At 70.9% G+C, this 22,796-nt stretch carries 24 protein-coding genes; 9 read left to right on the top strand and 15 right to left on the bottom strand.

Annotated elements, in window-relative coordinates:
- Nucleotides 1–147 precede the first annotated feature (147 nt).
- Nucleotides 148–2,022, top strand: coding sequence for an apolipoprotein A1/A4/E domain-containing protein (locus ACZ6SA_RS09645; RefSeq protein WP_347646509.1), 1,875 nt, complete (start codon nucleotides 148–150; stop codon nucleotides 2,020–2,022).
- Nucleotides 2,023–2,057: 35 nt separating this feature from the next.
- Here ACZ6SA_RS09645 and tsaD read toward each other — a convergent pair whose 3' ends face one another.
- From tsaD to ACZ6SA_RS09705, 12 genes are all read right to left on the bottom strand, one after another.
- Nucleotides 2,058–3,089 (bottom strand): tRNA (adenosine(37)-N6)-threonylcarbamoyltransferase complex transferase subunit TsaD, encoded by a 1,032-nt coding sequence (gene tsaD / locus ACZ6SA_RS09650; protein WP_347646508.1) that lies wholly within the window; start codon nucleotides 3,087–3,089, stop codon nucleotides 2,058–2,060.
- On the bottom strand, nucleotides 3,082–3,513 hold the full coding sequence (gene rimI, locus ACZ6SA_RS09655; RefSeq protein ID WP_465827441.1) for a ribosomal protein S18-alanine N-acetyltransferase: 432 nt from the start codon (nucleotides 3,511–3,513) through the stop codon (nucleotides 3,082–3,084). Before rimI ends, tsaD begins: the two co-directional genes overlap by 8 nt.
- Before the next feature lie 11 nt (nucleotides 3,514–3,524).
- Nucleotides 3,525–4,172: a tRNA (adenosine(37)-N6)-threonylcarbamoyltransferase complex dimerization subunit type 1 TsaB gene (gene tsaB / locus ACZ6SA_RS09660; RefSeq protein ID WP_465827419.1), complete on the bottom strand. Its 648-nt coding sequence runs from the start codon at nucleotides 4,170–4,172 to the stop codon at nucleotides 3,525–3,527.
- Nucleotides 4,173–4,251: 79 nt separating this feature from the next.
- Nucleotides 4,252–5,178, bottom strand: coding sequence for an aminoglycoside phosphotransferase family protein (locus ACZ6SA_RS09665; protein ID WP_347646506.1), 927 nt, complete (start codon nucleotides 5,176–5,178; stop codon nucleotides 4,252–4,254).
- A 32-nt stretch (nucleotides 5,179–5,210) separates the two neighbouring features.
- Nucleotides 5,211–5,747, bottom strand: coding sequence for a class F sortase (locus ACZ6SA_RS09670; RefSeq protein ID WP_347646505.1), 537 nt, complete (start codon nucleotides 5,745–5,747; stop codon nucleotides 5,211–5,213).
- A 3-nt stretch (nucleotides 5,748–5,750) separates the two neighbouring features.
- Nucleotides 5,751–6,425, bottom strand: a complete 675-nt coding sequence (locus ACZ6SA_RS09675) for a hypothetical protein (RefSeq protein ID WP_347646504.1) — start codon at nucleotides 6,423–6,425, stop codon at nucleotides 5,751–5,753.
- Nucleotides 6,426–6,592: 167 nt separating this feature from the next.
- The gene (tsaE, locus tag ACZ6SA_RS09680) at nucleotides 6,593–7,051 is read right to left on the bottom strand and encodes a tRNA (adenosine(37)-N6)-threonylcarbamoyltransferase complex ATPase subunit type 1 TsaE (protein ID WP_347646503.1); all 459 of its coding nucleotides are present in this window, start codon (nucleotides 7,049–7,051) and stop codon (nucleotides 6,593–6,595) included.
- Nucleotides 7,051–8,100 carry an alpha/beta fold hydrolase gene (locus tag ACZ6SA_RS09685; RefSeq protein ID WP_347646502.1) on the bottom strand — a complete coding sequence of 350 codons (1,050 nt, stop codon included), beginning with the start codon at nucleotides 8,098–8,100 and terminating at the stop codon, nucleotides 7,051–7,053. Before ACZ6SA_RS09685 ends, tsaE begins: the two co-directional genes overlap by 1 nt.
- 20 nt (nucleotides 8,101–8,120) lie before the next feature.
- Nucleotides 8,121–9,269 (bottom strand): alanine racemase, encoded by a 1,149-nt coding sequence (gene alr / locus ACZ6SA_RS09690; protein WP_465827442.1) that lies wholly within the window; start codon nucleotides 9,267–9,269, stop codon nucleotides 8,121–8,123.
- 29 nt (nucleotides 9,270–9,298) lie between these two features.
- Nucleotides 9,299–10,837 carry an NAD(P)H-hydrate dehydratase gene (locus ACZ6SA_RS09695; RefSeq protein WP_465827421.1) on the bottom strand — a complete coding sequence of 513 codons (1,539 nt, stop codon included), beginning with the start codon at nucleotides 10,835–10,837 and terminating at the stop codon, nucleotides 9,299–9,301.
- A 9-nt stretch (nucleotides 10,838–10,846) separates the two neighbouring features.
- Nucleotides 10,847–11,197: a holo-ACP synthase gene (locus ACZ6SA_RS09700; RefSeq protein WP_347616766.1), complete on the bottom strand. Its 351-nt coding sequence runs from the start codon at nucleotides 11,195–11,197 to the stop codon at nucleotides 10,847–10,849.
- A 10-nt stretch (nucleotides 11,198–11,207) separates the two neighbouring features.
- The gene (locus ACZ6SA_RS09705; protein ID WP_347646499.1) at nucleotides 11,208–12,620 is read right to left on the bottom strand and encodes a PhoX family protein; all 1,413 of its coding nucleotides are present in this window, start codon (nucleotides 12,618–12,620) and stop codon (nucleotides 11,208–11,210) included.
- A gap of 160 nt (nucleotides 12,621–12,780) precedes the next feature.
- Between ACZ6SA_RS09705 and coaA the strand changes: the two genes are divergently transcribed.
- From coaA to ACZ6SA_RS09735, 6 genes are all read left to right on the top strand, one after another.
- The gene (gene coaA, locus ACZ6SA_RS09710) at nucleotides 12,781–13,683 is read left to right on the top strand and encodes a type I pantothenate kinase (protein ID WP_347646729.1); all 903 of its coding nucleotides are present in this window, start codon (nucleotides 12,781–12,783) and stop codon (nucleotides 13,681–13,683) included.
- A gap of 169 nt (nucleotides 13,684–13,852) precedes the next feature.
- Entirely contained in the window at nucleotides 13,853–14,779 is a 927-nt protein-coding gene (locus ACZ6SA_RS09715; protein ID WP_347646498.1) for a DUF389 domain-containing protein, read from the top strand.
- Between the two features lie 39 nt (nucleotides 14,780–14,818).
- Entirely contained in the window at nucleotides 14,819–15,727 is a 909-nt protein-coding gene (locus ACZ6SA_RS09720) for an ABC transporter ATP-binding protein (protein WP_347646497.1), read from the top strand.
- Nucleotides 15,720–16,577 carry an ABC transporter permease gene (locus tag ACZ6SA_RS09725; RefSeq protein ID WP_347646496.1) on the top strand — a complete coding sequence of 286 codons (858 nt, stop codon included), beginning with the start codon at nucleotides 15,720–15,722 and terminating at the stop codon, nucleotides 16,575–16,577. The genes ACZ6SA_RS09720 and ACZ6SA_RS09725 overlap by 8 nt, the downstream gene beginning before the upstream one ends.
- Entirely contained in the window at nucleotides 16,574–17,488 is a 915-nt protein-coding gene (locus tag ACZ6SA_RS09730; protein ID WP_347646495.1) for an ABC transporter ATP-binding protein, read from the top strand. Before ACZ6SA_RS09725 ends, ACZ6SA_RS09730 begins: the two co-directional genes overlap by 4 nt.
- Complete coding sequence (locus tag ACZ6SA_RS09735; protein WP_465827423.1) at nucleotides 17,488–18,204, top strand: ABC transporter permease subunit; 717 nt, start codon at nucleotides 17,488–17,490, stop codon at nucleotides 18,202–18,204. The genes ACZ6SA_RS09730 and ACZ6SA_RS09735 overlap by 1 nt, the downstream gene beginning before the upstream one ends.
- Nucleotides 18,205–18,368: 164 nt before the next feature.
- Here the strand turns inward: ACZ6SA_RS09735 and glmM are convergent, their stop codons facing one another.
- The 3 genes from glmM to rplM all read right to left on the bottom strand — a co-directional run bounded on the left by glmM (nucleotide 18,369) and on the right by rplM (nucleotide 20,772).
- Nucleotides 18,369–19,727, bottom strand: a complete 1,359-nt coding sequence (glmM, locus tag ACZ6SA_RS09740) for a phosphoglucosamine mutase (RefSeq protein ID WP_465827425.1) — start codon at nucleotides 19,725–19,727, stop codon at nucleotides 18,369–18,371.
- Between the two features lies 1 nt (nucleotide 19,728).
- Complete coding sequence (rpsI, locus tag ACZ6SA_RS09745; protein WP_347646492.1) at nucleotides 19,729–20,253, bottom strand: 30S ribosomal protein S9; 525 nt, start codon at nucleotides 20,251–20,253, stop codon at nucleotides 19,729–19,731.
- A gap of 75 nt (nucleotides 20,254–20,328) precedes the next feature.
- On the bottom strand, nucleotides 20,329–20,772 hold the full coding sequence (gene rplM, locus ACZ6SA_RS09750; RefSeq protein WP_132334437.1) for a 50S ribosomal protein L13: 444 nt from the start codon (nucleotides 20,770–20,772) through the stop codon (nucleotides 20,329–20,331).
- A gap of 371 nt (nucleotides 20,773–21,143) precedes the next feature.
- Between rplM and ACZ6SA_RS09755 the strand changes: the two genes are divergently transcribed.
- Both ACZ6SA_RS09755 and ACZ6SA_RS09760 read left to right on the top strand, forming a co-directional pair.
- A complete protein-coding gene (locus tag ACZ6SA_RS09755) occupies nucleotides 21,144–21,842 on the top strand; it encodes a CAP domain-containing protein (RefSeq protein WP_347646491.1) in 699 nt (232 codons plus the stop codon).
- Nucleotides 21,843–21,866: 24 nt separating this feature from the next.
- Nucleotides 21,867–22,772, top strand: coding sequence for a hypothetical protein (locus ACZ6SA_RS09760; protein WP_347646490.1), 906 nt, complete (start codon nucleotides 21,867–21,869; stop codon nucleotides 22,770–22,772).
- The last annotated feature ends 24 nt before the right edge of the window (nucleotides 22,773–22,796 follow it).

Below are 22,796 nucleotides of genomic sequence, written 5' to 3' on the forward strand. Positions count from 1 at the left end.
CGGCGCTGACGGACCTTGATCAAAAGGCTAAGGTGGGCGGGCGGGAGTTCTCCCCAGTGCGGTTAACCGTGTTCTCGCTCTTTCATCTGCAAACCTGACCTACCCCACCGCTGCGCGGCAGACCGTCGGCGAGCGAAGGAGCTTTCGGTGGATCATTCCAACCACACCACCCTTCTTCAGGCAGGCGGCCATCTGGCCATTTCAGAGAGAATGCGAGACCTGCTGCAGCGCGCCTCCCAGGATCACGTCTACGAGCAGCGCACCCAGGGCGCCATGCTCGACGAGATCCGCCAGCGGCTCGAAGGCATGGAGTGGCTCCTGCGCGAGGTGCGCGAGCGCGAGCTCGGCGGCCTGAGCGGCACCCTTGAGGCGGTCAACGGACGGCTGGACGACATCACCGCCAAGCCGCCGATGTGGGCCGAGGGCCTGGCGCAGCACGTGGAGGCGGTCCGCGACCACGTCGACGCCGTCGGCGAGCGGGTGAGCGGCGTCGACGCCCGTGTCGCCCCGATGTCCGAGCTGCCCGGCCTGCAGGCCGGCGTCGGCACCGTCGGCGAGGGCGTCGACGAGGCGCTCAACCGCCTGCAGGCGGTGCTCGACACCGCCGACGGCATCACCAAGGGCATGTCCGACTTCGCCACCAGGCTGACCACGCTCAGCTCCAGCATGGAGGCCGCCGCCGGCCGCTTCACCAGGCTCGACCGGTCAATGGCCGAGCTGGCCACCCGCACCGACCGCGTCGAGGGCGTGATCAGCGACCTGTCCGAGGGCATCGCCGACTCGGCCGAGCAGACGCGGGCCCGCCTCGACGCCGCCGAGCAGCGCATGGCTGCCCGCCTCGACGAGACCGACCAGCGCCTCACCGCCCGGCTCGACGAGGCGGGCCAGCACCTCACGACCCGGCTCGACGACACCGACGAGCGGCTCACCGTGCGCCTGGAGGGCACCGACCGGCGCCTGACCGCCCGGCTCGACGAGACCGACCAGAGGCTGGCCAGGAGCCTCGTCGAGGCCGACGAGCGGCTCGCCATCCGGCTCAAGGAGGCCGACGACCAGCTCACCGGCCACCTCTCCGACATCGAGCAGCGGCTCGCCGCCAGGCTCGACGAGACCGACCGCCACCTCGCCGTCCAACTCGGCGAGAGCGAGCAGCGCCTGACCGCCCGGCTCGGCGGCGTGGACGCCAGGCTCGACCGGGCGGAAAGCGCGCTCTCCGGCCTCGACACCAGGGTGGCCGACTTCGGCGGCCGGCTGGAGTCCGCCGACGAGTGCCTGGCCGACATCGACACCAGGATCGACGGCCTCGACACCCGGGTGGGCGGCGTCGACAAGCGCCTCGCGTCGATGGACGGCCAGCTCGGCGCGGTCGACAAGCGCCTCGGCATCCTCGACGGCCATCTGGGCCGCCACGACGACCGCTTCGACGCGCTCGACGTACGCGTCGACGCCCGCTTCACCGCCCTCGACGAGCGCATGTCCGGCACCGAGCAGCGCGTGGGCGAGAGCACCACCCGCGCAGAGGGCCGCTTCAACCGGCTCGACGGCCAGATGGACGCCATCGACGAGCGCCTCGGCGAGGCCGAAGAGCACCTGAGCAGCCGCTTCGACGCCATCGACGGCCACCTCGGAGGGCTCGACAGCCGCTTCAACGTCCTCGACACCCACGTCAACGGCCTGGTCACCCGCGCCGAGCAGGCCAGCGAGCACCTGGAGTCCGTCGACGACCGCATCGAGTCGGTCAACCAGCGCGTCGGCCAGCTGCCCGCCACCCTGGCCATCCCCGAGCGGATCGGCGAGCTGATCCGCTCGCAGACCGGCGACCAGGCCGAGCGGCTGACCACCGCCGCCACCGCGCTCACCGAGCTGGTCAGGACACGTCCCGACCGCGACGAGCTGGCCGAGACGGTCACCGGCATCGTGCAGCCCGCCGCCGAAGACCTCAACAAGCGTCTCGGCGCCCTGGAGGAGACCATGCTGGCGCTGGCCGAGGCCCTGCTCCGCCCGACCAGGGCGAAAGACTGACCGCTCGCGCGGGCACCCGCCGGCCTGCCCGCGCCCTACACGTGCACCGTCGTGATCGGGAGCGAGGAGTCGGCCGGGATCTCCAGGGTCGAGGGGGTGATGCCGGCCGCGACCAGGTCGGAGCCCAGGGCGGCGACCATGGCGCCGTTGTCGGTGCACAACCCGGGCCGCGGCACCCGCAGGCGCACACCGGCCGCCTCGCAGCGCTCCTGCGCCAGCGCGCGCAGCCGGGAGTTGGCCGCCACACCGCCGCCGATCAGCAGATCGTCCACCCCGTATTTCCTGCACGCTTGCAGCGCCTTGCGGGTCAGCACGTCGACCACGGCCTCCTGGAACGAGGCGGCGACGTCGGGCACGTGCACGGCCTGCCCTGACGCCTCGCGGGCCTCGACCCAGCGCGCCACGGCCGTCTTGAGCCCGGAGAAGGAGAAGTCGAGCGTGCCGTCGTCCAGCTTGCCGCGCGGGAACGCGATCGCCTCGCCGGAGCCCTCGCGCGCGGCCCTGTCGATGTACGGCCCGCCGGGGAAGGGCAGCCCCAGCACCCGCGCCACCTTGTCGAACGCCTCACCGGCCGCGTCGTCCACGGTGGAGCCGAGCGAGATCACGTCTTCGGCGACGTCGGGCACGAGCAGCAGCGACGAGTGGCCGCCCGAGACCAGCATGGCGACGCACGGCTTGGGCAGCGGCCCGTGCTCCAGCTGGTCGACGGCGACGTGGGCGGCCAGGTGGTTGACGCCGTAGAGGGGCACGCCGAGGCCGAGCGCGTAGGACTTGGCCGCGGCCACCCCGACCAGCAGCGCGCCGGCGAGCCCTGGGCCCGCGGTCACGGCGACGGCGTCGATGTCGGAGAACCTCAGCCCGGCCTCGGCAAGGGCGGCCTCCACGGTCGGCGTCATGGCCTCCAGATGGGCGCGCGAGGCGACCTCGGGCACCACGCCACCGAACCTGGCGTGCTCTTCCATGCTGGAGGCGATGGTGTTGGCCAGCAGCGTGTGACCCCTGACGATGCCGATGCCGGTCTCGTCGCAGGAGGTCTCGATCCCCAGGACCAGCGGTTCGTCAGCCATCGAGCTTCCTTCTCATCATGATCGCGTCGGTGCCGTCGTCGTAGTAGCGGCGGCGGGTGCCGATCTCCTCGAACCCGAAATGCCGGTAGACCGTCTGCGCGCGCGCGTTGTCGGCGCGTACTTCCAGGAAGATCTCCCGCGCTCCCCTGCGCTGCGCCTCGGCCAGCAGCTCGGTGAGCATCGCGCTGCCGATGCCGGTGCCCTGGTGTCTCTCCAGCACGGCGATGGTCTGGACGTCGGCCTGGTCGGCCGCGGCGGCGAGCCCGGCGTAGGCGACGATCTCGCTGTCGACCAGGGCCACCACGTAGTGGCGCGTGCGCGGCATGTCGGCCAGCTCGCCGCGCATCATGCCCTCGCTCCACGCGTCGAGCGGGAAGGTGGCCTGCTCGATCGCCATGACCGCCGGCAGGTCGGCCTCGGTCATCGGCCTGAGCTTCACGCCGTCACCCTCTTCGGCGCGCCCGGCACCACGGCGTCGGGCCTGCGCAGGTAGATCGGCCGGGGCGGACCGAGCGGGGCGCCCTCGGCGAGCCGCTCGGCCGCGAGCGCGGCCAGCGCCCCCGCGCTGGGGTACGGGGGCACGTCGCTCCCGTTTCCCAAAATTTCGGGATATAGCGCAGCACCCGCTCCCACGACCGGCAGCCCCTCCACCGGCACCTCCGCGGGCCGGTCGACGAACGGGCCCTCGGCCCGGGTGCGCATGTCGGCATAACGCCCCCAGAACACCTCTTTGCGCCGCGCGTCGGTGGCCACCAGGAACGGCTCTGCCAGGCCACTGCCGAACGCGACCGCGTCGAGCGTGCACACGCCGTAGGAGGGCACGCCCAGCGTCGTGGACAGCCCCTGCGCGGTCATCAGGCCGACACGCAGCCCGGTGTAGGGCCCGGGGCCACTGCCCGCCACGACGGCCGTGACGTCGCGCAGCGACGCCCCCGACTCGGCCAGGACACGCTCGATGGTGGGGGCGAGCAACTCGCCGTGGCGCCGGGCGTCGATCGTCGTCGACTCGGCGAGCACCCGCTCCCCGTCGTGGAGGGCGGCGGTGACGGCGGGTGTCGCGGTATCAAAGGCCAGGACCAGCACGACTGTCTAGCGTACCCGCCGTAAAGGTCTCTCCCGGCCGTTACCGGCACGCCCGGCGACAAGCCGGTGCGGGACAGTGTCAGGCCCAGCCCGTACGCCGCCGCAACCAGTCGAGCGCCACCACGCCCTGCGCCCGCTGGAACGCCCTGACCGTGGGCAGCCCCGGCGGATCGGGCAGGCGGCCGTGGTGGACGAAATAGCCGGCCATGGCCGCGACGGTCGCGGTCACGGCGGGATCGGGGTCGGTGCACAGCTCGTACGGCGGCGGCCCGCCCTGCATGCCGACCGACGGCAGCAGGTAGACCCGGTCGACCCAGGGCGCGCCCAGACAGGCCCACGGCCAGTCGACGAAGTAGACACGTTCGTCGGTGAGCAGGATGTTGTCGGCCCGCACGTCGGCGTGGACCAGGGTGTCTCCTGCCGCGGCCGCCGCCCAGCCCGACTCCAGCCCGGCCAGCTCATCGAGGTGGCGCAGCGCCCACGGGTCGAGGCCGGTGGTGTCCTCGTCGAGCAGGCTGCGCCAGCCGTCGAACGAGCCGAACGTCTCGCCCAACCGCGGCACGTCGATCGGTGAGGGTGTGAGCGCGGCCGACATCTCGTCGAGGGCGTCCAGCACCCGGTCGAGCTGGTCACGCCGCCACGGCAGCTCGGGATGCGCGCCCTCGACGTCCTCGAAGACCAGCGCCACCCAGCCGTCCAGCTCGAAACCCGTCAGCAGGCGGGGCGCCGGCACGGACGCGGGCAGGGCTGCCGCGATCTCGAGCTCGTTCTGGTACATGCGAACGCTGTCGGCGTTCGGCTCGGGGCCGACGGCCTTGACGAACGCCCGCCGTCCGCCTTCGGTGCGCAGCCGGACGGCGGCCGCCGGCGTGAAGCCGCCGGGCTGCGTCGTCGCCTCCGCCACGCGCCCGCCGAGGAAACGTTCGACCGCCGCGCGTACCGGCGGGTGCACGTCGTGCCACGGCACGCGGGCGCCGGACGCGGGCGGAATGGTGTCCGCACTCATGTCTTCATCGTCCCGGGGGACGCAAGCGGATTTCAGGCCCGGGACGCGTACACGATGATGTTGTCCAGGTATTCGCCCTTGGCATAGTCGAACTTGCCGCCGCAGGTGACGAGCTTGAGCCCGTCCTCGACGTAGACGCGCTTGGCGGGGAAGTCGTCCTTGTGCACCTGCTCGATCCCGTCGACCTTGAACGTCACGGTCTTGCCGTCGCTGCGTTCGACCTTGACGGTCTCGCCCTTGCGTAAGTTCCTGAGCTTGTAGAACACGGCGGGCGCCGTCTTGGTGTCGACGTGGCCGATGATGACCGAGGCGCCCTTCTCGCCGGGCACCGCGCTGCCGGTGAACCAGCCGGCCGTCTTCGGCTTCTCGTACGGCGGCAGCTCGACCTCGCCGTTCTTCAGCAGGTCGAGCTCCATCAGCGGGGCCTCGACGTCGATCGACGGGATGTCGATGCTCTCCGGAACGACGGCCTGTGCTGGAGTGGTGCCGGTCTTGAGGTTGTTGCCGAACGCGACCAGCAGCAGTCCCGTCACGGCGCCCGCGAGCACCACCCGTCCTGGGCGGGCCACGGTCTATGCCTTACGGCGCTTGACCGCTATGCCGACGCCGGCGGCCAGCGCCAGCGCGACCAGCGCGCCGGCGGGGCCGAGCGGGATGGACGACTCTTCGTCGGCGTCCTTCGCGTACGTGCCGCCCCCGCCTGCCTTGGGCGCCTTGGTGGGCACGCCGGTCGGGTCGTCGTCGGGCTCGGCCGCGACGACCCTGAGCGTGGCCCTGCCCATGTCGTTGGTGCCGTCGCACTTGACGTCGACGCGGTAGCTGCCGCGCTTGACCGTCCCCGAGACCTGTGCCTCGCCGCGCACCCACGGCGAGCCGTTGGCCGGGGTGGCGGTCGGGGTGGGGGTCACCGACGCCGCGGGGACCGGGTTGAGCGTGACGCCGTTGATGAAGGCCTTGGACGTCGCGGTGCCGGTGTGGGCGGGGCCGCCGGTCGGAACCGGGCAGTTGGCCAGGATCCACACCGTGGACGTCTCGCCCGCGGTGACGCGGTCGGGGTTGAGCTGCACCGAGATGGTCTGCCTGGTGGCCGTGGGGCTCGGGCTGCCGCTGGCGGTCGGGGCGGCGGTGGTGCCGCTGGCCGTGGGCGAGGGTGTCGTTGTCGGATCGGTCTCGGCCGAGGCTGTGCAGCCGGTCAGACCGAGAATGACGATGGCTCCCGCGTACGCGACTCGCCTGACCCTGAGCACCGGCCGCACCCCACTTTGCCGTGTTACACCCCAGCATCCACCAAAGAGATGGATGTCGCCCCTCCTGATACCCAGAAATTCTGGGCGAACCCTAGTCAACGATCATGATTTACATCATCGGCCGGGTACGTCAAGGGTGCCAGCATTGCCGGAGCTTGACCGCCGTTTTACTCTTCCGGCGGCTCAGACGGCGTGTCGGCCCATCTTTCGCCCACGCCGCGCAGGGTCACGAGGCGGGCCTCGTCGCCCGCCTCGCGGTCGATGTGGATCTCCAGCCGGTCGTCGGCCAGGCCCTCGACGAGCCCTTCGCCCCATTCGACGACGGTGACCGACTCCTCCAGCGAGGCGTCCAGGTCGAGGTCGTCGACCTCGAGATCGCCGCCCAGCCGGTAGGCGTCGACGTGGACGAGCGGCGGCCCCTGGCGCAGCGACGGGTGCACCCTGGCGATCACGAAGGTGGGCGAGGTGATCGGGCCGCGTACTTTGAGGCCTTCCGCGATGCCCTGCACGAGCGTGGTCTTGCCCGCGCCGAGCGGGCCCGACAGGACCAGCAGGTCTCCGGGGCGCAGCCGGGCGGCCAGGCGGGCGCCATAGGCGCGCATGTCCTCAGGGGTCGCGAGCCGCACTAGAGCTCCACCCTCTTCGCCAGGTCACGCAGCGCGTCGTTGACGATGCCCGGGCGCTCCAGCTGGATCAGGTGGGAGGTGTCGGGCACCTCGGTGAGCTGCGCCTTGGGCAGCGCGGCGGCGATGGCCCTGCTGTGCTCGGGCGGCGTCAGCCAGTCGCTGTCGCCCACCAGGATCGCGGTGGGCACCGGGTCGAGGACGTGCAGCGCGGAGAGCTTGTCATGGTTCATCAGCGCGGGGTAGAAGTCGGCGACCACCTCTGTCGGCGTCGCCCTGATCATCGACTCGGCGAAGTCGACCAGCGTCGGGCTGACGTTCTTGGAGTCGCCGAAACCCATGTAGCGGGTGATCAGGAAGGCGATGTCGCTGCCCGCGTGGCGGGTGCGGTCGACCAGCGCGCCCCGCTTGCCCAGCATCGACACCGTGGTGGGGGCCATTTTGTGCACGACCTTGGACAGCAGCGCGGGCAGGCCGAGGGTGAGCTCGGCCAGCTTGCCCGCCGAGGTCGCGACGAGCGCGGCCGCGCGGATCCTCTCGCCGAACAGCTCAGGACGGCGGTCGGCGAGGGCCATGATCGTCATGCCGCCCATGGAGTGGCCGACCAGCACGCACGGGCCGGGCACGTGGGCCTCGATCACCTCGGCCAGGTCGTCGCCCAGCCGGTCGATCGTGCTGTCGTCGGAGCCGGCGCGCTGCGAGCGGCCGTGGGAGCGCTGGTCCCACAGCACGAGACGGTAGTTTTCCCGCAGATCCTTACGCTGGTAGTGCCAGGACTCCAGGCTGAGGCAGTAGCCGTGGCAGAAGACGATGGTCAGCGGCGCGTCGTCCGGCCCGTCGATCTCGACGTGCAGCGCCTTGCCGTCGGAGGTGACGAGCGTGCGCTCCCTGCCCCGCAACTCGCCGAACGGCTCGCTGGCCTCGTCGTCGGGGCGCAGCCTGATGCGGCCGACCGCATAGCGCTTGGCCAGCGCCGCCGCCGCGACACCGGCGGAAGCCGCACCGACGAGCGCGCCGGCGATCCCCACCCTGCGCCGTCTTGTCGTCGTCATCTCCCCGACCCTTCTCCCGCTCATGCCCGCCGCGAGGTGCTCCGAGTCCTGTGCGCGTAGACCCTCGGCACACGCGAACCGATCCTGGTCACGATCTCATGCGTGATCGTGCCGAGAGTATCCGCCCACTCCTGAGCGGTCGGCTCGCCCTCGTCACCCGGCCCGAACAGCACGATCTCGTCGCCCGCCGACAGCGCGTCGTCGCCCATGTCGATCATGAACTGGTCCATGCACACCCGGCCGGCGATCGTCCTGCGCCGCCCACCCGCCAGGACCTCGGCCTTTCCCGTCGCGTGCCGCAGGATGCCGTCGGCGTACCCGAGCGGCACGAGCCCGAGCGTGGTCTCGCGTCCGGTGACGTAGAGGTGGGCGTAGGACACCCCGGAGCCCTCGGGGACCCGCTTGACCAGCCCGGCCCGGGCCACCAGCGTCATGGCCTGCCTGAGGCCGAAGTCGCCCAGCTCGGGGATGGGGCTCAGGCCGTAGATCGCGATGCCGGGCCTGACCAGGTCGTAGCGGGCCTCGGGCAGGGTCACGGTGGCGGCGGAGTTGGCGATGTGCCTGATCACGTGGGAACCGGCCGCGCCCGCCTGCTCGGCGAGCTTCAGCGCCGCCTCGAACGCCTCCAGCTGCCGCCCGATGGACGGGTGGCCGGGGATGTCGGCGCAGGCGAGATGGGACCAGAGCCCGGCGATCGCGACGGCGCCCTCGGCCTGCAACCGCAGCGCCGCGGCCAGCAGCGCCGGCCAGGCGGCGAGCGGGCAGCCGCCCCTGCTCATGCCGGTGTCGGCCTCCAGGTGCAGCTTCACGGTGCGGCCCGTGCGCCGTGCGGCGGCGGCGATCTCGCCGAGCATCCCCTCGTCGGAGGCCGACAGCTCGACGTCGGCCTGCACGGCGTCGTCGAGCGGCTCTCCCGGGGTGAGGAGCCAGGACAGGATCGGCGCCGTCACGCCGCCCTCGCGCAGCGCGAGCGCCTCCCCGACGAACGCGGTGCCGAGCCGGCTCGCGCCGCCCTGCAGGACCGCCTCGGAGGCGGGCACCAGACCGTGGCCGTAGGCGTCGGCCTTGACGGCGCCCATCAGCTCCGCGCCGCCGGCCCGCTCTTTGAGCAGGGCCACGTTGTGCCTGATCGCGGCCAGGTCGACCCGAGCCTGCGCGGGCGTGGTCATCGGGGAGTACATCCTTCTAGTGTGGCAGGTCACGCACGTGGTCGAGCGCGATTATCCTCTCCCACGACCCCCGCCGCCCGCCAGGCCGTACCGCCTGATGGGCCGCCTGATGGGCCGCCTGGTGGGCCGCCGCTCACGGCGCGGATGGCCGCGGGGACGGCGGTGGCCACGTCGGCCGCCGTCAGCGGCGCGCCCACGGCGGCCAGCCCTCCGGCCAGCCCGTGCAGGTAGGCGCCGCAGGACGCGGCGTCGTAGCAGCTCAGACCCTGCGCGAGCAGCGAGCCCGCGACCCCGGACAGCACGTCGCCCGTACCCCCTGTGGCCAGCCACGGCGAGCCGGTGACGTTGACCCGCACCGGCCGCGCGTCCTCGGCCACCACCGTGGTGGAGCCTTTGAGCAGGACGGTCACGCCGAGCTCCGCCGCCGCCCTGCGGGCGTATTCCAGCCGGGCCGCCTCGATGTCGTCGCGCTCGGCCCTGATCAGCCGCGCCAGCTCGCCCGCGTGCGGGGTGATCAGCACGGGCGCGCCGCGGCGCAGCAGCCCGCGGTCCCTGGCCACCAGCGTCAGCCCGTCGGCGTCGATCAGTACGGGCACGGTGGAGGCGAGCACCTTGGCCGCCAGCTCGTGCGCCCAGTCATCGGTGCCGAGCCCTGGCCCGAGCACCCATGCCTGCACCCGCCCGACGCCGTCGATCGAGGGCCGGTCCAGCTCGGTGACGACCGCCTCGGGCCAGTGCGCACGCACCTGCGCGACGGGCGCGTGCCGTCCCGCGTAGCGCACCATGCCCGCCCCGGCGCGCAGCGCGCCGCCCACGGCGAGCACGGCGGCGCCGGTGTAGAGGTCGCTGCCCGCCGCGACCCCCAGGACTCCCCTGCGGTACTTGTCCGACTCGGTGGCCGGCCGCGGCAGCAGGACGTCGACGTCGCAGCCGGTCAGCGCGGCCACGTCGGGATCGGGCAGGTGGTCGCCGAGCCCGATGTCCACCAGTTCGACCGCGCCCGCGCAGGCCGCGCCGGGATCGACGAGCAACCCGGTCTTGTACGCCCCCATCGTCACGGTCACCTTGGCCCGCACGGCCGCGCCCGGCACCCGGCCGCTGCTCGCGTCGGCTCCGCTCGGCACGTCCACGGCGACGATCGCGGCGCGGGCGGCGTTGGCCTGCGCGGCGAGCTCCGCGTACGGCTCCCGCAGCGCCCCCGCCGCCCCGATGCCGACGAGCCCGTCGATGATCAGGTCGGCGTCGTCGATCGCCGCCCGGTCGACGACCCGGCCGCCCGCCCGCGTGAAGGCGAGCAGGCCCGCCTCGTGGGTCTTGGACCCGGCCAGGACCGCGCCTACTCTGGCGCCTCGCCGGGCCAGCCGCTCGCCCGCGTAGAGGGCGTCGCCGCCGTTGTCGCCGCTGCCGACGAGGAGCACGACGCGCCGGCCGTACACCCGGCCGAGGAGGTCGGCGCAGACGGCGGCGAGCCCCGACGCGGCCCGCTGCATCAGCGTGCCCTCCGGCAGGAGGGCCATGAGCGCGTGCTCGGCGCCACGGATCTGGTCGGCGGTGTAGGCGGTGCGCATGATCCGAAGCTATCCCTCCGCGATCACGTAGGCCACGGCGACGCCCGCGTCGTGGCTGAGTGAGAGGTGCCAGCGTTTGATCCCGAGCTCGTACGCCACCTCCGCGGCCCGCCCGGTGATCACCAGCTCGGGCTTGCCGAGGTCGTCGCAGCGCACCTCGGCCTCCTGATGCCCCAGCCCTTGCGGAGCGCCGAGCGCCTTGGCCACGGCCTCCTTGGCGGCGAACCTGGCGGCCAGCGAGTGCACCGGCAGCGGCCGCTCGGCCTCGGTGAACAACCGCTCGCGCAGGCGCGGCGTGCGCCGCAGCGTCGCCTCGAAGCGGGAGATGTCCACGATGTCCACCCCGATGCCCAGGATCACCGCACCAAGCCTAGAACAGCCCCTTCTCCCAGGGTCCCCAGATGGCGATCGACATGCCGTGTTCGGCCTGGATGTTGACGTAGAGCGTGTGGCCGCCGGGCCCGAACGTGGAGCCGGCGAACTCGGCTCCCGCGTCGCCGGGGATCGGCTCCAGGCGGCAGAAGTCGAAGATCTCCCCTGCCCTGCTGAGCCCGCGCAGGTAGTTGGCGCCGTCGCCGTCCTCGCACAACACCAGCGTGCCGCGGCGGCTGACCGTCACGTTGTCGGGAAGGTCGAGCACCTCCGAGCGCGGCGACTCGTAGGCGAGCTTGAGCCGGCCGCTCCACGTCTCGTACGCCCACACCTGTCCCCGTCCCTTGCCGAACCCGTCGGGCGGCGTGTCACCGGACGCGGTGGCCCCGCCCTGCGTCGAGACGAAGTAGACCGTCCCCTGGTGGTAGACCGCGCCCTCCAGCCGGGAGAAGATCGCCGCGCCGGCCGCCCTGCCCTGCCGGCCCACCGCCTGGACGGCGTCGTCGTTGGACGGCGTGCCCGTGAAGCGGGGATCGGGGTCGTCGATGTCCACCCACGTGGTGGCGTACGAGGCGCCCGGCTCCTGGCCCTCGGACAGATCCTTGCGCTTGGCACCCTTGACGGCGAGCATCTGCAGCCTGCCGCCGTCGAGCAGCCGCCCCGCCACGGCGGGATGTCTGGGCGGGAGGTAGCGGTAGAAGCCGGACGGGAAGCCGAAGTTGTCCTCGGTGAGGTAGATCGCGCCCGTGGACGGGTCGAAGGCGGCCGACTCGTGCGGGAAACGCCCCGCGGACCTGATCGGCCGGGCGGCGGCGGGGCGGTCGAGCGGCACCTCGAAGATGTAGCCGTGCGGGCGGGTGAGCTTGGAGTTGTCGCCGCCGGAGAAGTCGTCGCCCACGTCGGGGCCGTTGACCGTCTCCTCGCAGGTCACCCAGGCCCCCCACGACATGGGGCCGCCCGAGCAGTTCATCATGGTGCCGCTGAGCGAGGGGCCGCTCTTGATCACCTCTCCGTAGCGGGTGACCTGCAGCGTCGAGGTGCCTCCCCCTGCCATGGGGTCGTACGCCCTGCCCTTGTCGCCGAACGCGCCGACAGGCCCGTTGACCTCATGGTTGCGGACCAGGACGGCGCTGCCCCCGGGGCCGGCGAAGGCCGCCATGCCGTCGTGCCTGCCGGGCACGGCCGAGCCGTCGCCGAACCGGTCGCCGGCGGGGCTGAACGAGCGGTACTTGAACCCGCCGGGCAGGTGCAGGCGCACCTTGCCGTCACGAAGATCCTTCACGGGACGCGGCGGCCCGTACGCGCGGACCGGCTTCGCCCCTCCCTGGGCGCCCGCGCAGGCGACCCCGGCGAAGGGGCCCGCGACGCCGGCAGCGGCGACCACGCTGGTGATGAAACGACGACGGTCCACGGAAGCCTCCCGCCAGCAACAGTAGCCCTCGACAAACCTTCGCATACCGGAATCAGCGGTAATCTCCGGCCGTCGTCCACAACCTGTGGACGACCGGTCAGGACCCGCCAAGATCCGCTCTTTCCTCCATCGCTACGCTGCCTAGGTGAACAACGGCTACGTGGAACTGAGCAGGGAGCAGTGGAGCGAGCTCCGCAAGAACACGCCCTTGACTCTCACCGCAGACGAGCTGGAAGAGCTGCGCGGCGTCGACGACCCCATCGACCTCACCGAAGTCACCGACATCTACCTCCCGCTGACCCGGCTGCTGAACCTGCACTTCACCGGGTCCAAACAGCGCAGCAGCGTGCTGAGCGCCTTCCTCGGGCGTGACGAGCAGCGGGTGCCGTACATCCTGGGCATCGCGGGCAGCGTCGCGGTCGGCAAGTCGACGACGGCGCGGCTGCTGCACACCCTGCTCGCCCGCTGGCCCGAGCACATGCACGTGGAACTGGTCACCACCGACAGCTTCCTCCACCCGAACGCGGTGCTGGAGAAGAAGGGCATCATGCATCGCAAGGGCTTCCCCGAGAGTTATGACCGGCGGGCGCTGGTCAGGTTCGTGGCGGAGGTCAAGGCCGGGGCGGCGGCGACGCGGGCGCCGGTCTACAGCCACCTCGAGTACGACATCGTCCCCGGCGCACACCAGACCGTGAAAAGTCCGGACATTTTGATCATCGAGGGCCTCAACGTCCTCCAGCCCGCCCCACCCACCTCCCTCGCCGTCAACGACTACTTCGACTTCTCCATCTACGTCGACGCCAAGGTCGAGGACATCCGCACCTGGTACGTCGAACGGTTCCACAAGCTTCGCCGGACCGCTTTCGAGGACCCGAAGTCGTACTTCCGGCACATCGCGGAGCTGTCGTACGACGAGGCCACGGACTTCGCGGTCAACGTCTGGCGCGACATCAACGAACGTAACCTCGTCGAGAACATCGCCCCCACCAGAGGCCGCGCCGACCTCGTGCTCAAGAAGGGCGCCGATCACTCGGTGCAGCGCGTACGGCTCCGCCAGACCTGAACGCCTCCTCGTACAGGTAACGCGCGAACCTGCCCCCGCACTCCTGGTCGTCGATGCCGGCGAACCAGCACTCCTCACCGTGGTCGTGGCAGCTGAAGCGGCACATGCGGGAAACCCTCGCGCACACGTGTCAAAACCACGTCAACGTCCGATCGACGACAATGGCCGGATGCTCCATCTACGGCTGATCAGCCCGCCCTCACGCGCGGAGGAGGTGACGGCGGTGTTGGAGGACTGCCCTGGCGTCACCAACATCGTCGTCCTCTCCGGGGCGGCCCGCCTGCCGAGCGGCGACGTGATCCTCTGCGACGCCGCCAGGGAGTCGGCCAACGAGGTGCTGGGCCGGCTCAAGTGGCTGGAGAAGGAGGGCTCGATCGCCATCGAGCACGTCGACCTGTCGTTGTCCAGGACGGCGGAGGAGGCGGTCGAGGAGGCGCCGGGCGAGCCCGACGACGCGGTCATCTGGGAGGAGTTCGCGCACCGGGTGCAGGGCGAGTCCGGCATCACGTGGGCGTTCCTGGTCTTCCTCGCCATCGCCACGCAATTGGCGGGCATCGGCGTGCTGCAGAACTCCGTCATCCTCATCATCGGCGGGATGGTGCTCAGCCCGGAGTTCGGCCCGATCGCGGCCGTCTGCTTCGGCCTGCTGCGCCGCAGGTGGCGGCTGGTCGTCCACGCGCTCCGTACGTTGATCACGGGGTTCGCGGCGGCGATCGCCGTCACCTTCGCCTGCGCGCTCGTCTCCCACTGGCTCGGCTGGATCGGCCCCGGCGACCTCGCCACCGGCGAGGAGGTCAGGTTTATCGTCACGCCCGACCGGTGGTCGTTCATCGTGGCGCTGCTCGCGGGCGTGGCCGGAGTGCTGTCGATCACGGCGGGCAAGTCGACGGCCCTGATCGGCGTCTTCATCTCGGTCACCACGGTGCCCGCCGCCGGCTACCTGGCCGTCGCGCTCGCGCTCGGCCAGTGGGCGCAGGTCGCGGGCTCGGTGTCGCAACTGTCGATGAACGTGGCCGGCATGATCCTGGCGGGCACCACGACCCTGATGGTCCAGCGGAAATTCTGGCCTCAAGTAGGACGCCGTTCATCCGTCTGAACGAGGCCACGGCGCTGATCGCCCGGTAGTGTCCGGCACATGCACATCCTCGCTACCGAGGGGCTGACCAAGCGCTTTCCCACCGTCACGGCGGTCGATCAGCTCTCCGTCACCGTGGGGCCCGGTGTCACCGGCCTGGTCGGGGCGAACGGCGCGGGCAAGTCGACACTGATCAAGATCCTGCTCGGTCTGCTGCCGCCCTCCGGCGGCACCGCGCGGGTGCTCGATCTGGACGTGACCGCGCAGGGCGCGGAGATCCGCAGGCTCGTCGGCTACATGCCCGAGCACGAGTGTCTTCCGCCCGACGTCTCCGCCACCGAATTAGTCGTCCACCTCGCCCAGATGTCCGGGCTGCCGCGCACGGCGGCCCGCGAGCGCGCCGCCGACGTCCTGCGCCACGTCGGCCTGGCGGAAGAGCGCTACCGTCCCGTCGGCGGCTACTCGACCGGCATGAAGCAGCGGGTCAAGCTGGCCCAGGCCCTGGTCCACGACCCGAAACTGATCTTCCTCGACGAGCCCACCAACGGGCTCGACCCACGCGGCCGCGACGAGATGCTGACGCTGATCCGGCGCATCGGCACCGAGTTCGGCATCAGCGTGCTCGTCACCTCCCACCTGCTGGGCGAGCTGGAGCGCATCTGCGACCACGTGATCGTCATCGACGCGGGGCGGCTGCTGCGTTCCTCGACGATCGGCGAGTTCACCCAGGCGACGCAGACCGTCACGGTCGAGGTCGACGAGGGCCTTGACGCGCTGACCGCCCGCCTGACCGGCGACGGCCAGACCGTCTCGCCACAGGGCCGCATGCTGGTGGTCAAGGTGCTCGGGCCCGAGACGTACGACGCCATCCGCGACGCCGCCGTCGACCTGGACCTCTGCCTCATCCGCCTGGAACAGGGACGTCACCGCATCGAGGACGTCTTCCGGGAGGAGAGCACAAGTGTCTGAAATTTACGACATCGGCTACCGGCACTACGACGGCCCCCGGCTCGGCCGCGGCTACGCCACCAGGGCCCTGACCCTGCACAGCCTGCGCGGCATCTTCGGCCTCGGCCGCCCGGCCCGCAGCAAGATCATGCCGTTCTCCCTGGCCACCATCATGCTGGTGCCGGCGATCGTCAACATCGCGCTGATGGCCCTGCTCAGGAGAAGCGAGATCCCCTACAGCGGCTACGCGGTCATCATGCAGGCCGTGGTGGCGATCTTCCTGGCCTCGCAGGCCCCCACCGTCGTCGCCCCCGACCTGCGCTACCGCGTGCTGCCGCTCTACCTGTCACGGCCCGTGGCGATCAACGAGTACGTCGGGGCCAAGGTCGCCGCGATGACCGCGGCGGTGTTCCTGCTGGTCGCCGCGCCGCTCACGCTGATGTACGTGGGCGAACTGGTGATCGACCTCCCCGGCCCGCCGGCCACCGGCGAATACGCCGGCTCCATGACCATGGCGCTCGTGCTGGCGCTGCTCCTGTCGGCCTTCGGCCTCGCACTGGCCTCGTTCACGCCCCGGCGCGGACTCGGCGTGGCGTCGGTGATCACCGTCTACCTGCTGTCGTTCGCGGCTGTCCCGGTGATCTACGGCACGCTGGCCTCCACCGGCAACGAGTCGCAGGCCGCCTGGGCCTGGCTGATCAACCCGTTCTGGCTGGTCGACTCCGTGCAGTCGTGGGTGTTCGGCACGCCGCCCCACTCCATCGAGGGCGACTACCCGAACGGCCCCGCCTCGGCGGCGATCCTCGTCGTGCTGATCTGCGCCGGGCTGGCCGCCCTCGCGCTGCGCTACAGGAAGGCGGCCGCGCGATGAAGATCGAGCTCTCGCAGGTCTCCCGCTGGTACGGCAACGTGGTGGCGGTCAACGACGTGACGATGACGATCGGCCCAGGCGTCACCGGCCTGCTCGGGCCCAACGGCGCGGGCAAGTCGACGCTCCTGCACATGATGGCGGGCTTCCTGGCCCCTTCGGGCGGCTCGGTCACGCTGGACGGGACCAAGGTCTGGAAGAACCACCGCATTTACCGAAATATCGGCCTCGTTCCGGAACGTGAGGGCGTGTACGGCTTCCTGACCGGCTGGCAGTTCGTGCTCTCCGCCGCCCGGCTCCACGGCCTGCCCGACCCCGCGGAAGCCGCCCGCAAAGCCCTGGCCACCGTCGAGATGGAGGAGCCGAAGGACCGCCGCGTCGAGACGTACTCGAAGGGCATGCGCCAGCGCGTCAAGGTCGCCGCGGCGCTCGTCCACGACCCGCCGGTGCTGCTGCTCGACGAGCCGTTCAACGGCATGGACCCCCGCCAGCGCCTCCAGCTGATGGACCTCATCCGCTCCATGGGCGCGGGGGGCAAGACGATCCTGTTCAGCTCCCACATCCTGGAGGAGGTCGAACGGGTAGCCCAGCACATCGAGGTCCTGGTGGCGGGCCGCCACGCGGCCTCGGGAAACTTCCGCGAGATCCGCCGCCTGATGACCGACCGGCCGCACCTGTTCATGATCCGTTCGAGCGACGACAGGAAGCTCGCAGCCGCGCTCATCCGCGACCCCTCGGCCGGCGGCATCACCCTCCGCCCCGACGGCCTGGAGGTCCAGGCCACCGAGTTCCGCCGTTTCGCCCGGCTCCTCCCCAGGGTCGCCAAGGAGGAAGGCGTGCACCTGCACCAGATCTCCCCCGCGGACGAGGACCTGGAAAGCGTCTTCTCCTACCTCATCACCAGGAGCACCTGATGAACACCGTGGTCGCGGGCATCACGTACCGCGCCCTGCTGGGCCGCCGGCGCATCATCCTGCTGCTGGTGCTGCCGCTGGGTCTCATCGCCCTGGCGGTGCTGCTGCGCCTGTTCGGCGAGACCGGCCAGCGCTCGGCCATGCTGCTGATGGACAACTTCGCGATCAACACGATGCTGCCCCTCCTGGGCCTGATCGCGGGCACGGGCGTCATCGCCCCGGAGATCGACGACGGCACCATCATCCACCTGCTGTCCAAGCCGATCTCCCGCCCTGTCATCATCCGGACGAAGTTCGTGGTGGCGGCGTCGCTGCTGGCCGTGTTCGGGGCGATCCCGACGTACGTGTCGGCCTGGCTCCTGGTCAGCAACGAGGACGGCATCGCCTCGGGGTTCGCCCTGGGGGCGCTGCTGGCCGGCATCGCCTACGCAGCCGTCTTCCTCCTGCTGGGCGTCCTGACGCGGCACGCGGTGGCGATCGGCATCATCTACGCCCTGGTGTGGGAGACCCTGGTGGGCGGGTTCCTGCCGGGTGCCCGCAAGTTCTCGATCCAGCAGTGGGGCAAGTCGATCGCCGACCAGATCTCCGACTCGGCGTTCCTCAAGGCCGACGTGACGCTCGGCTTCGCCGTGCCGGCGCTGATCATCGTCACGGTCGCCGCCGTCTTCTGGGCGGGCCGCAGGCTGCGGGCCTTCTCCCTCACGGGCGACGAGTAGACACCTTTGATCTGCTCCCGCGACTGCCGTCTGAGCCCTGTGACCACAGTGATCGGGGCCGGCAACCATATCGCGCGGTTGCCTGGCGGGCGGGACGCGCAGCTCAGGTCCCGCTCATGAGCGTCGGGTACGGCACCGCGTGCCGTACCCGACGTGAGAAACCTTCAGACGCAGGACGTGCGCACCACGTCGGCGAGGCGGCCGGCCACCAGGGTGGCGTGCTCCTCCGACGCGGCCTCGACCATGACCCGGATCATCGGCTCGGTGCCGCTCGGCCTGATCAGCACCCGCCCCGTCTCCCCCAGCTCGGCCTCCGCCTGCTGGACGGCGGCGACGAGCTCGGGCACGGAGGCCTTGCCCTTGTCGACGTCCTTGACGTTGATCAGGATCTGCGGCAGCGGCGTCATCACCGAGGCCAGCTCCTTCAGCGGCACGCCCGTCTTGGCCACCACGCCCAGCAGGTGGAGCGAGGTGAGCAGGCCGTCGCCGGTGGTGGCGTGGTCGAGCATGATGACGTGGCCTGACTGCTCGCCGCCGAGGTTGTATCCGTTGTGCTTCATGCGCTCCAGCACGTAGCGGTCACCGACGGCGGTCTCGACCACGGTGATGCCCGCGTCGCGCATCGCCAGCTTGAAACCGAGGTTGGACATCACGGTCGCGACCACGGTGTCCTTCGCCAGCAGCCCCTCGCCGTGCATGGCAGCGGCGAGCACGGCCATGATGCGGTCGCCGTCGATGATCGAGCCGGTGTGGTCGACGGCCAGGCAACGGTCGGCGTCGCCGTCGTAGGCCACGCCCAGGTCGGCGCCGCGCGAGACGACCACCTGCTGGAGCTTGTCCAGGTGGGTCGAGCCGTGGCCGGCGTTGATGTTGAGCCCGTCAGGCCTGGAGCCGATGGCCTCGACCCTGGCCCCCGCGCGTACGAGCGCCTCGGGCGCCACCATGTGGGCGGCGCCGTGCGCGCAGTCGACCACGATGTCGAGGCCGTCGAGTGAGGCGCTCATCGTGGTCAGCACGTGGGAGATGTAGCGGTCGGCCTCACCGTACGCGTCGCGCACGCGGCCCACGGCCGAGCCGACGGGAAAGCTCCACTCCTCGCCCAGCCGCCGCTCGATCTCGTCCTCGACCGCGTCGGACAGCTTGAAGCCGCCACGGGCCAGGAACTTGATGCCGTTGTCGGGCGCCGGGTTGTGCGACGCCGACAACATGACGCCGAGGTCGGCGCCGAGCGCGGCCGTGAGGTGGGCGACGGCCGGGGTGGGCAGCACGCCGAGGCGCAGCACGTCCACTCCAGACGCCGCGAGGCCGGCGACCACCGCGGCCTCGAGAAACTCTCCCGAGGCGCGTGGGTCCCGGCCTACGACCGCTACCGGCCTGCTCTTACGGCTGGGGCCGGTAGCGGAGAACGCGCCCGCATCGCCGAGGACATGAGCCGCCGCGACCGAAAGGTCCATGGCGAGCTCCGCCGTGAGGTCGCGACCCGCGACCCCGCGTACCCCGTCGGTGCCGAAAAGGCGCGCCAACTCAGCGCTTGCTGTACTGCGGAGCCTTGCGGGCCTTCTTGAGGCCGTACTTCTTCCGCTCCGTGGCGCGGGCGTCACGGGTGAGGAAGCCGGCCTTCTTCAGCGGCGGGCGGTTGACGTCGACGTCCAGGATCGCCAGGGCGCGGGACAGGCCCATGCGCAGGGCGCCGGCCTGACCGGTGACGCCGCCGCCGTCGATGCGCGCGATGACGTCGAACGCCTCCTCGGCGCCGAGCACCACGAACGGCTCGTTGACGATCTGCTGGTGGACCTTGTTCGGGAAGTAGACGTCCAGCGAACGACCGTTGATCGTCCACTTACCGGTGCCGGGGACGATGCGCACGCGGGCGATCGCCTCCTTGCGGCGGCCGGTGCCGTACGAGTTGCCCGTGGTGACGGGCTTGCGCACGGGAGCGTCAGCGCTGGCGGTGGATTCTGTGGTGTATTCGGACGGGAACTCCTCGCTGGAGAAGTCCTCCGCCTCGGCCGTCTCGACGGCCGTCTCGACACCGGTGGGCTCAGCCACGGTTCTCCTCTTACTTTCGAAACTCGGCGCTACCCCTTGCGGGGGCATGCGACGGGGTCTCCCCCGCGGGTCTACTTACTGGGCGATCTGGCTGATCTCGAACGGCACCGGCTGCTGGGCCTGGTGCGGGTGCTCGGAGCCCGCGTAGACCTTCAGCTTCTTCGCCATCTTCCGGCCCAGGGAGTTTTTCGGCAGCATGCCCTTGACGGCCTTCTCGACGGCCTTCTCCGGCCGCTTCTCCATGAGCTCGCCATAGCTGACGGAACGCAGACCGCCCGGGTAACCCGAGTGACGGTACGCCTTCTTCTGCTCGAGCTTGTTGCCGCTCAGCGCGATCTTGTCCGCGTTGATGACGATGACGAAGTCACCGGTGTCGACGTGGTTGGCGAAGATCGGCTTGTGCTTGCCGCGGAGCAGGGTCGCGACGTGGCTGGCCAGCCGGCCCAGCACGACATCGGTCGCGTCGATGACGTACCACTGACGCTGGACGTCGGCGGGCTTCGGTGAGTACGTGCGCACGGTCGTAGCCTTCTTTATGCTCGCGTCTTCGGCGCTGTCGGATGCGACAGCAACATTGGTCGGTCGGTGCGGGCACACGACGGCCCGGACCTTCCGTCTCCGCAACACGGGAGATGACGCCGGACGCGCCGCGCATTGGTCACGCTGGACCTATGCACACAACGAACGATTAGGCTACCCGCCCGGAGGCGCGCTGGTCAAAAGACCGGTAACCTCGGACGAGTCTACCCGACCGCAGAACGGTTCGATTTCGTTTCCCTGGGACCTCTTCTTTCCCAGGACCAGACATCCCTATCGTTGATGGCGGTATGTGGCAGAACTCTCACACCCGGCCAACCCAGCGGGGCGCTCGGCGCCGGAATCACCTGGGTGTGCTGACCTGCCTGATGGCGGTCCTGTTCACGGGCGTGCTGATCGGCCGGCTGACCGACGACGCCGAGCCCGCCCGCCACGTCTACCTCGAAGAGACCGTCCCGCCCGCGGCCGCCACCGGCCACGCCACGCCCAAGGCTTCGAAGAAGGCCCGGCCGCACGCCCAGCGGATCCCCAGGGAGATCACGACCAGACCCACGCCGCGCGGCAGGACGACCCCCAAGGTCACCAAGAAGCCCGACGGGCAGATTCCCGGGTTCACCAGCGACGGCGACGGCTCCGCCGAGCTCCGCAGCGACGGCGAGGGCGTGCGCGTCATGGCGGGCATGGCGTCCAGGGTCGTCTCGCTCACCAACGCCGCCAGGGTCAGGCATGGGTGCGGGGCGCTCAGGGTCGACCGCGGGCTCACCCGCTCCGCCCGTACGCACTCGCTGGAGATGGCCCGCACCGGTCGGCTCGTGCACAACTCCCCCGACGGCGGCTCCCCGTGGGACCGCATGGAGCGCGCGGGATACCACTGGGGCGCCGCCGAGAACATCGGCGCCGGCTACACCACGCCCGACGAGGCCGTACGCGGCTGGCTGGACAGCCGCGACCACCGCAGGAACATCCTCGACTGCCGGCTGAAGGCCATCGGCGTCGGCGTCGCCGACGGCCCCAACGGCCCGTGGTGGACCCAGGACTTCGGAACCCGATGACGAACATCACGGTAATGTCGCCCCATGGTTTCCAACGGCAACGGGGAACGTGAGAGCGGATCGGGCGGCGCCCCCTACGGGATGGGGAACGCGCCCGAGGAGCCGGGCAGCGCCTTCCGCCGCCCGCGCCGCAAGGAACGCGCCGCCGGCGAGCCCCAGGAGCAGGCGCCGAAGAGCCCGCAGAGCAAGGTCGGGTGGAGTCCGTACGACGAGGGCTCGCGCTCGCGTGCCCCGTTGTGGTTCGCGATCAGCGGCGTGGCCGTGCTCGGCCTGCTCGGCGGCGGCCTGGTGCTCATGTGGAACGCCGACGACCCCGTCGCCACCGAAACCGGCAGGCCCCGCATGACCGCCGCGCCCCTGCCGTCCGCGCCTCCCGGCGAGTACGGCTTCGCCGCCAGCCGTTCCACGGACCCCGACCCGATCTCGGTGAAGGAGATCTTCGGCAGCAAGAAGAAGATCACCGTGTCGAAGCGTTCGTACGAGCGGACGATCACCAAGAAGGACAAGAAGTGCTCCGACGGCGCCCTGGGCGACGATCTCAAGAAGGCGCTCAAGTCCGGCAAGTGCACCCAGCTCGTCCGCGCCAGCTTCCGCGACAAGGCGGGCAAGGTGATCGGCACGATCGGCGTGGCCAACCTCACCAGCACCAAGGCCGCGAGCAAGGTGGCCAAGGTCGGCGACACGGAAAACTACGTCAAACCGCTGGCGGGTAAGGACAGTGTCACCAAGTTCATCGGCTCGGGCAGTGGCGGCACCAGGATCCTGACGCACGGACACTACGCGATCATGGTGTGGTTCCAGAACAAGGACGGCACAAAGCCCGACAACAAGGGCAGCAAGCAGCTCTTCGCCGCCGTGAACGACATCACCAAGGCCACGGTGTTCGAGGCGCTGGACAACCGGTCGGTCACCGGAAGCCCGCGAATCTGAAACCCGTCTTCGCGCGCGTAACGC

It is taken from the genome of Nonomuraea sp. NPDC049378 (genome assembly GCF_055586745.1).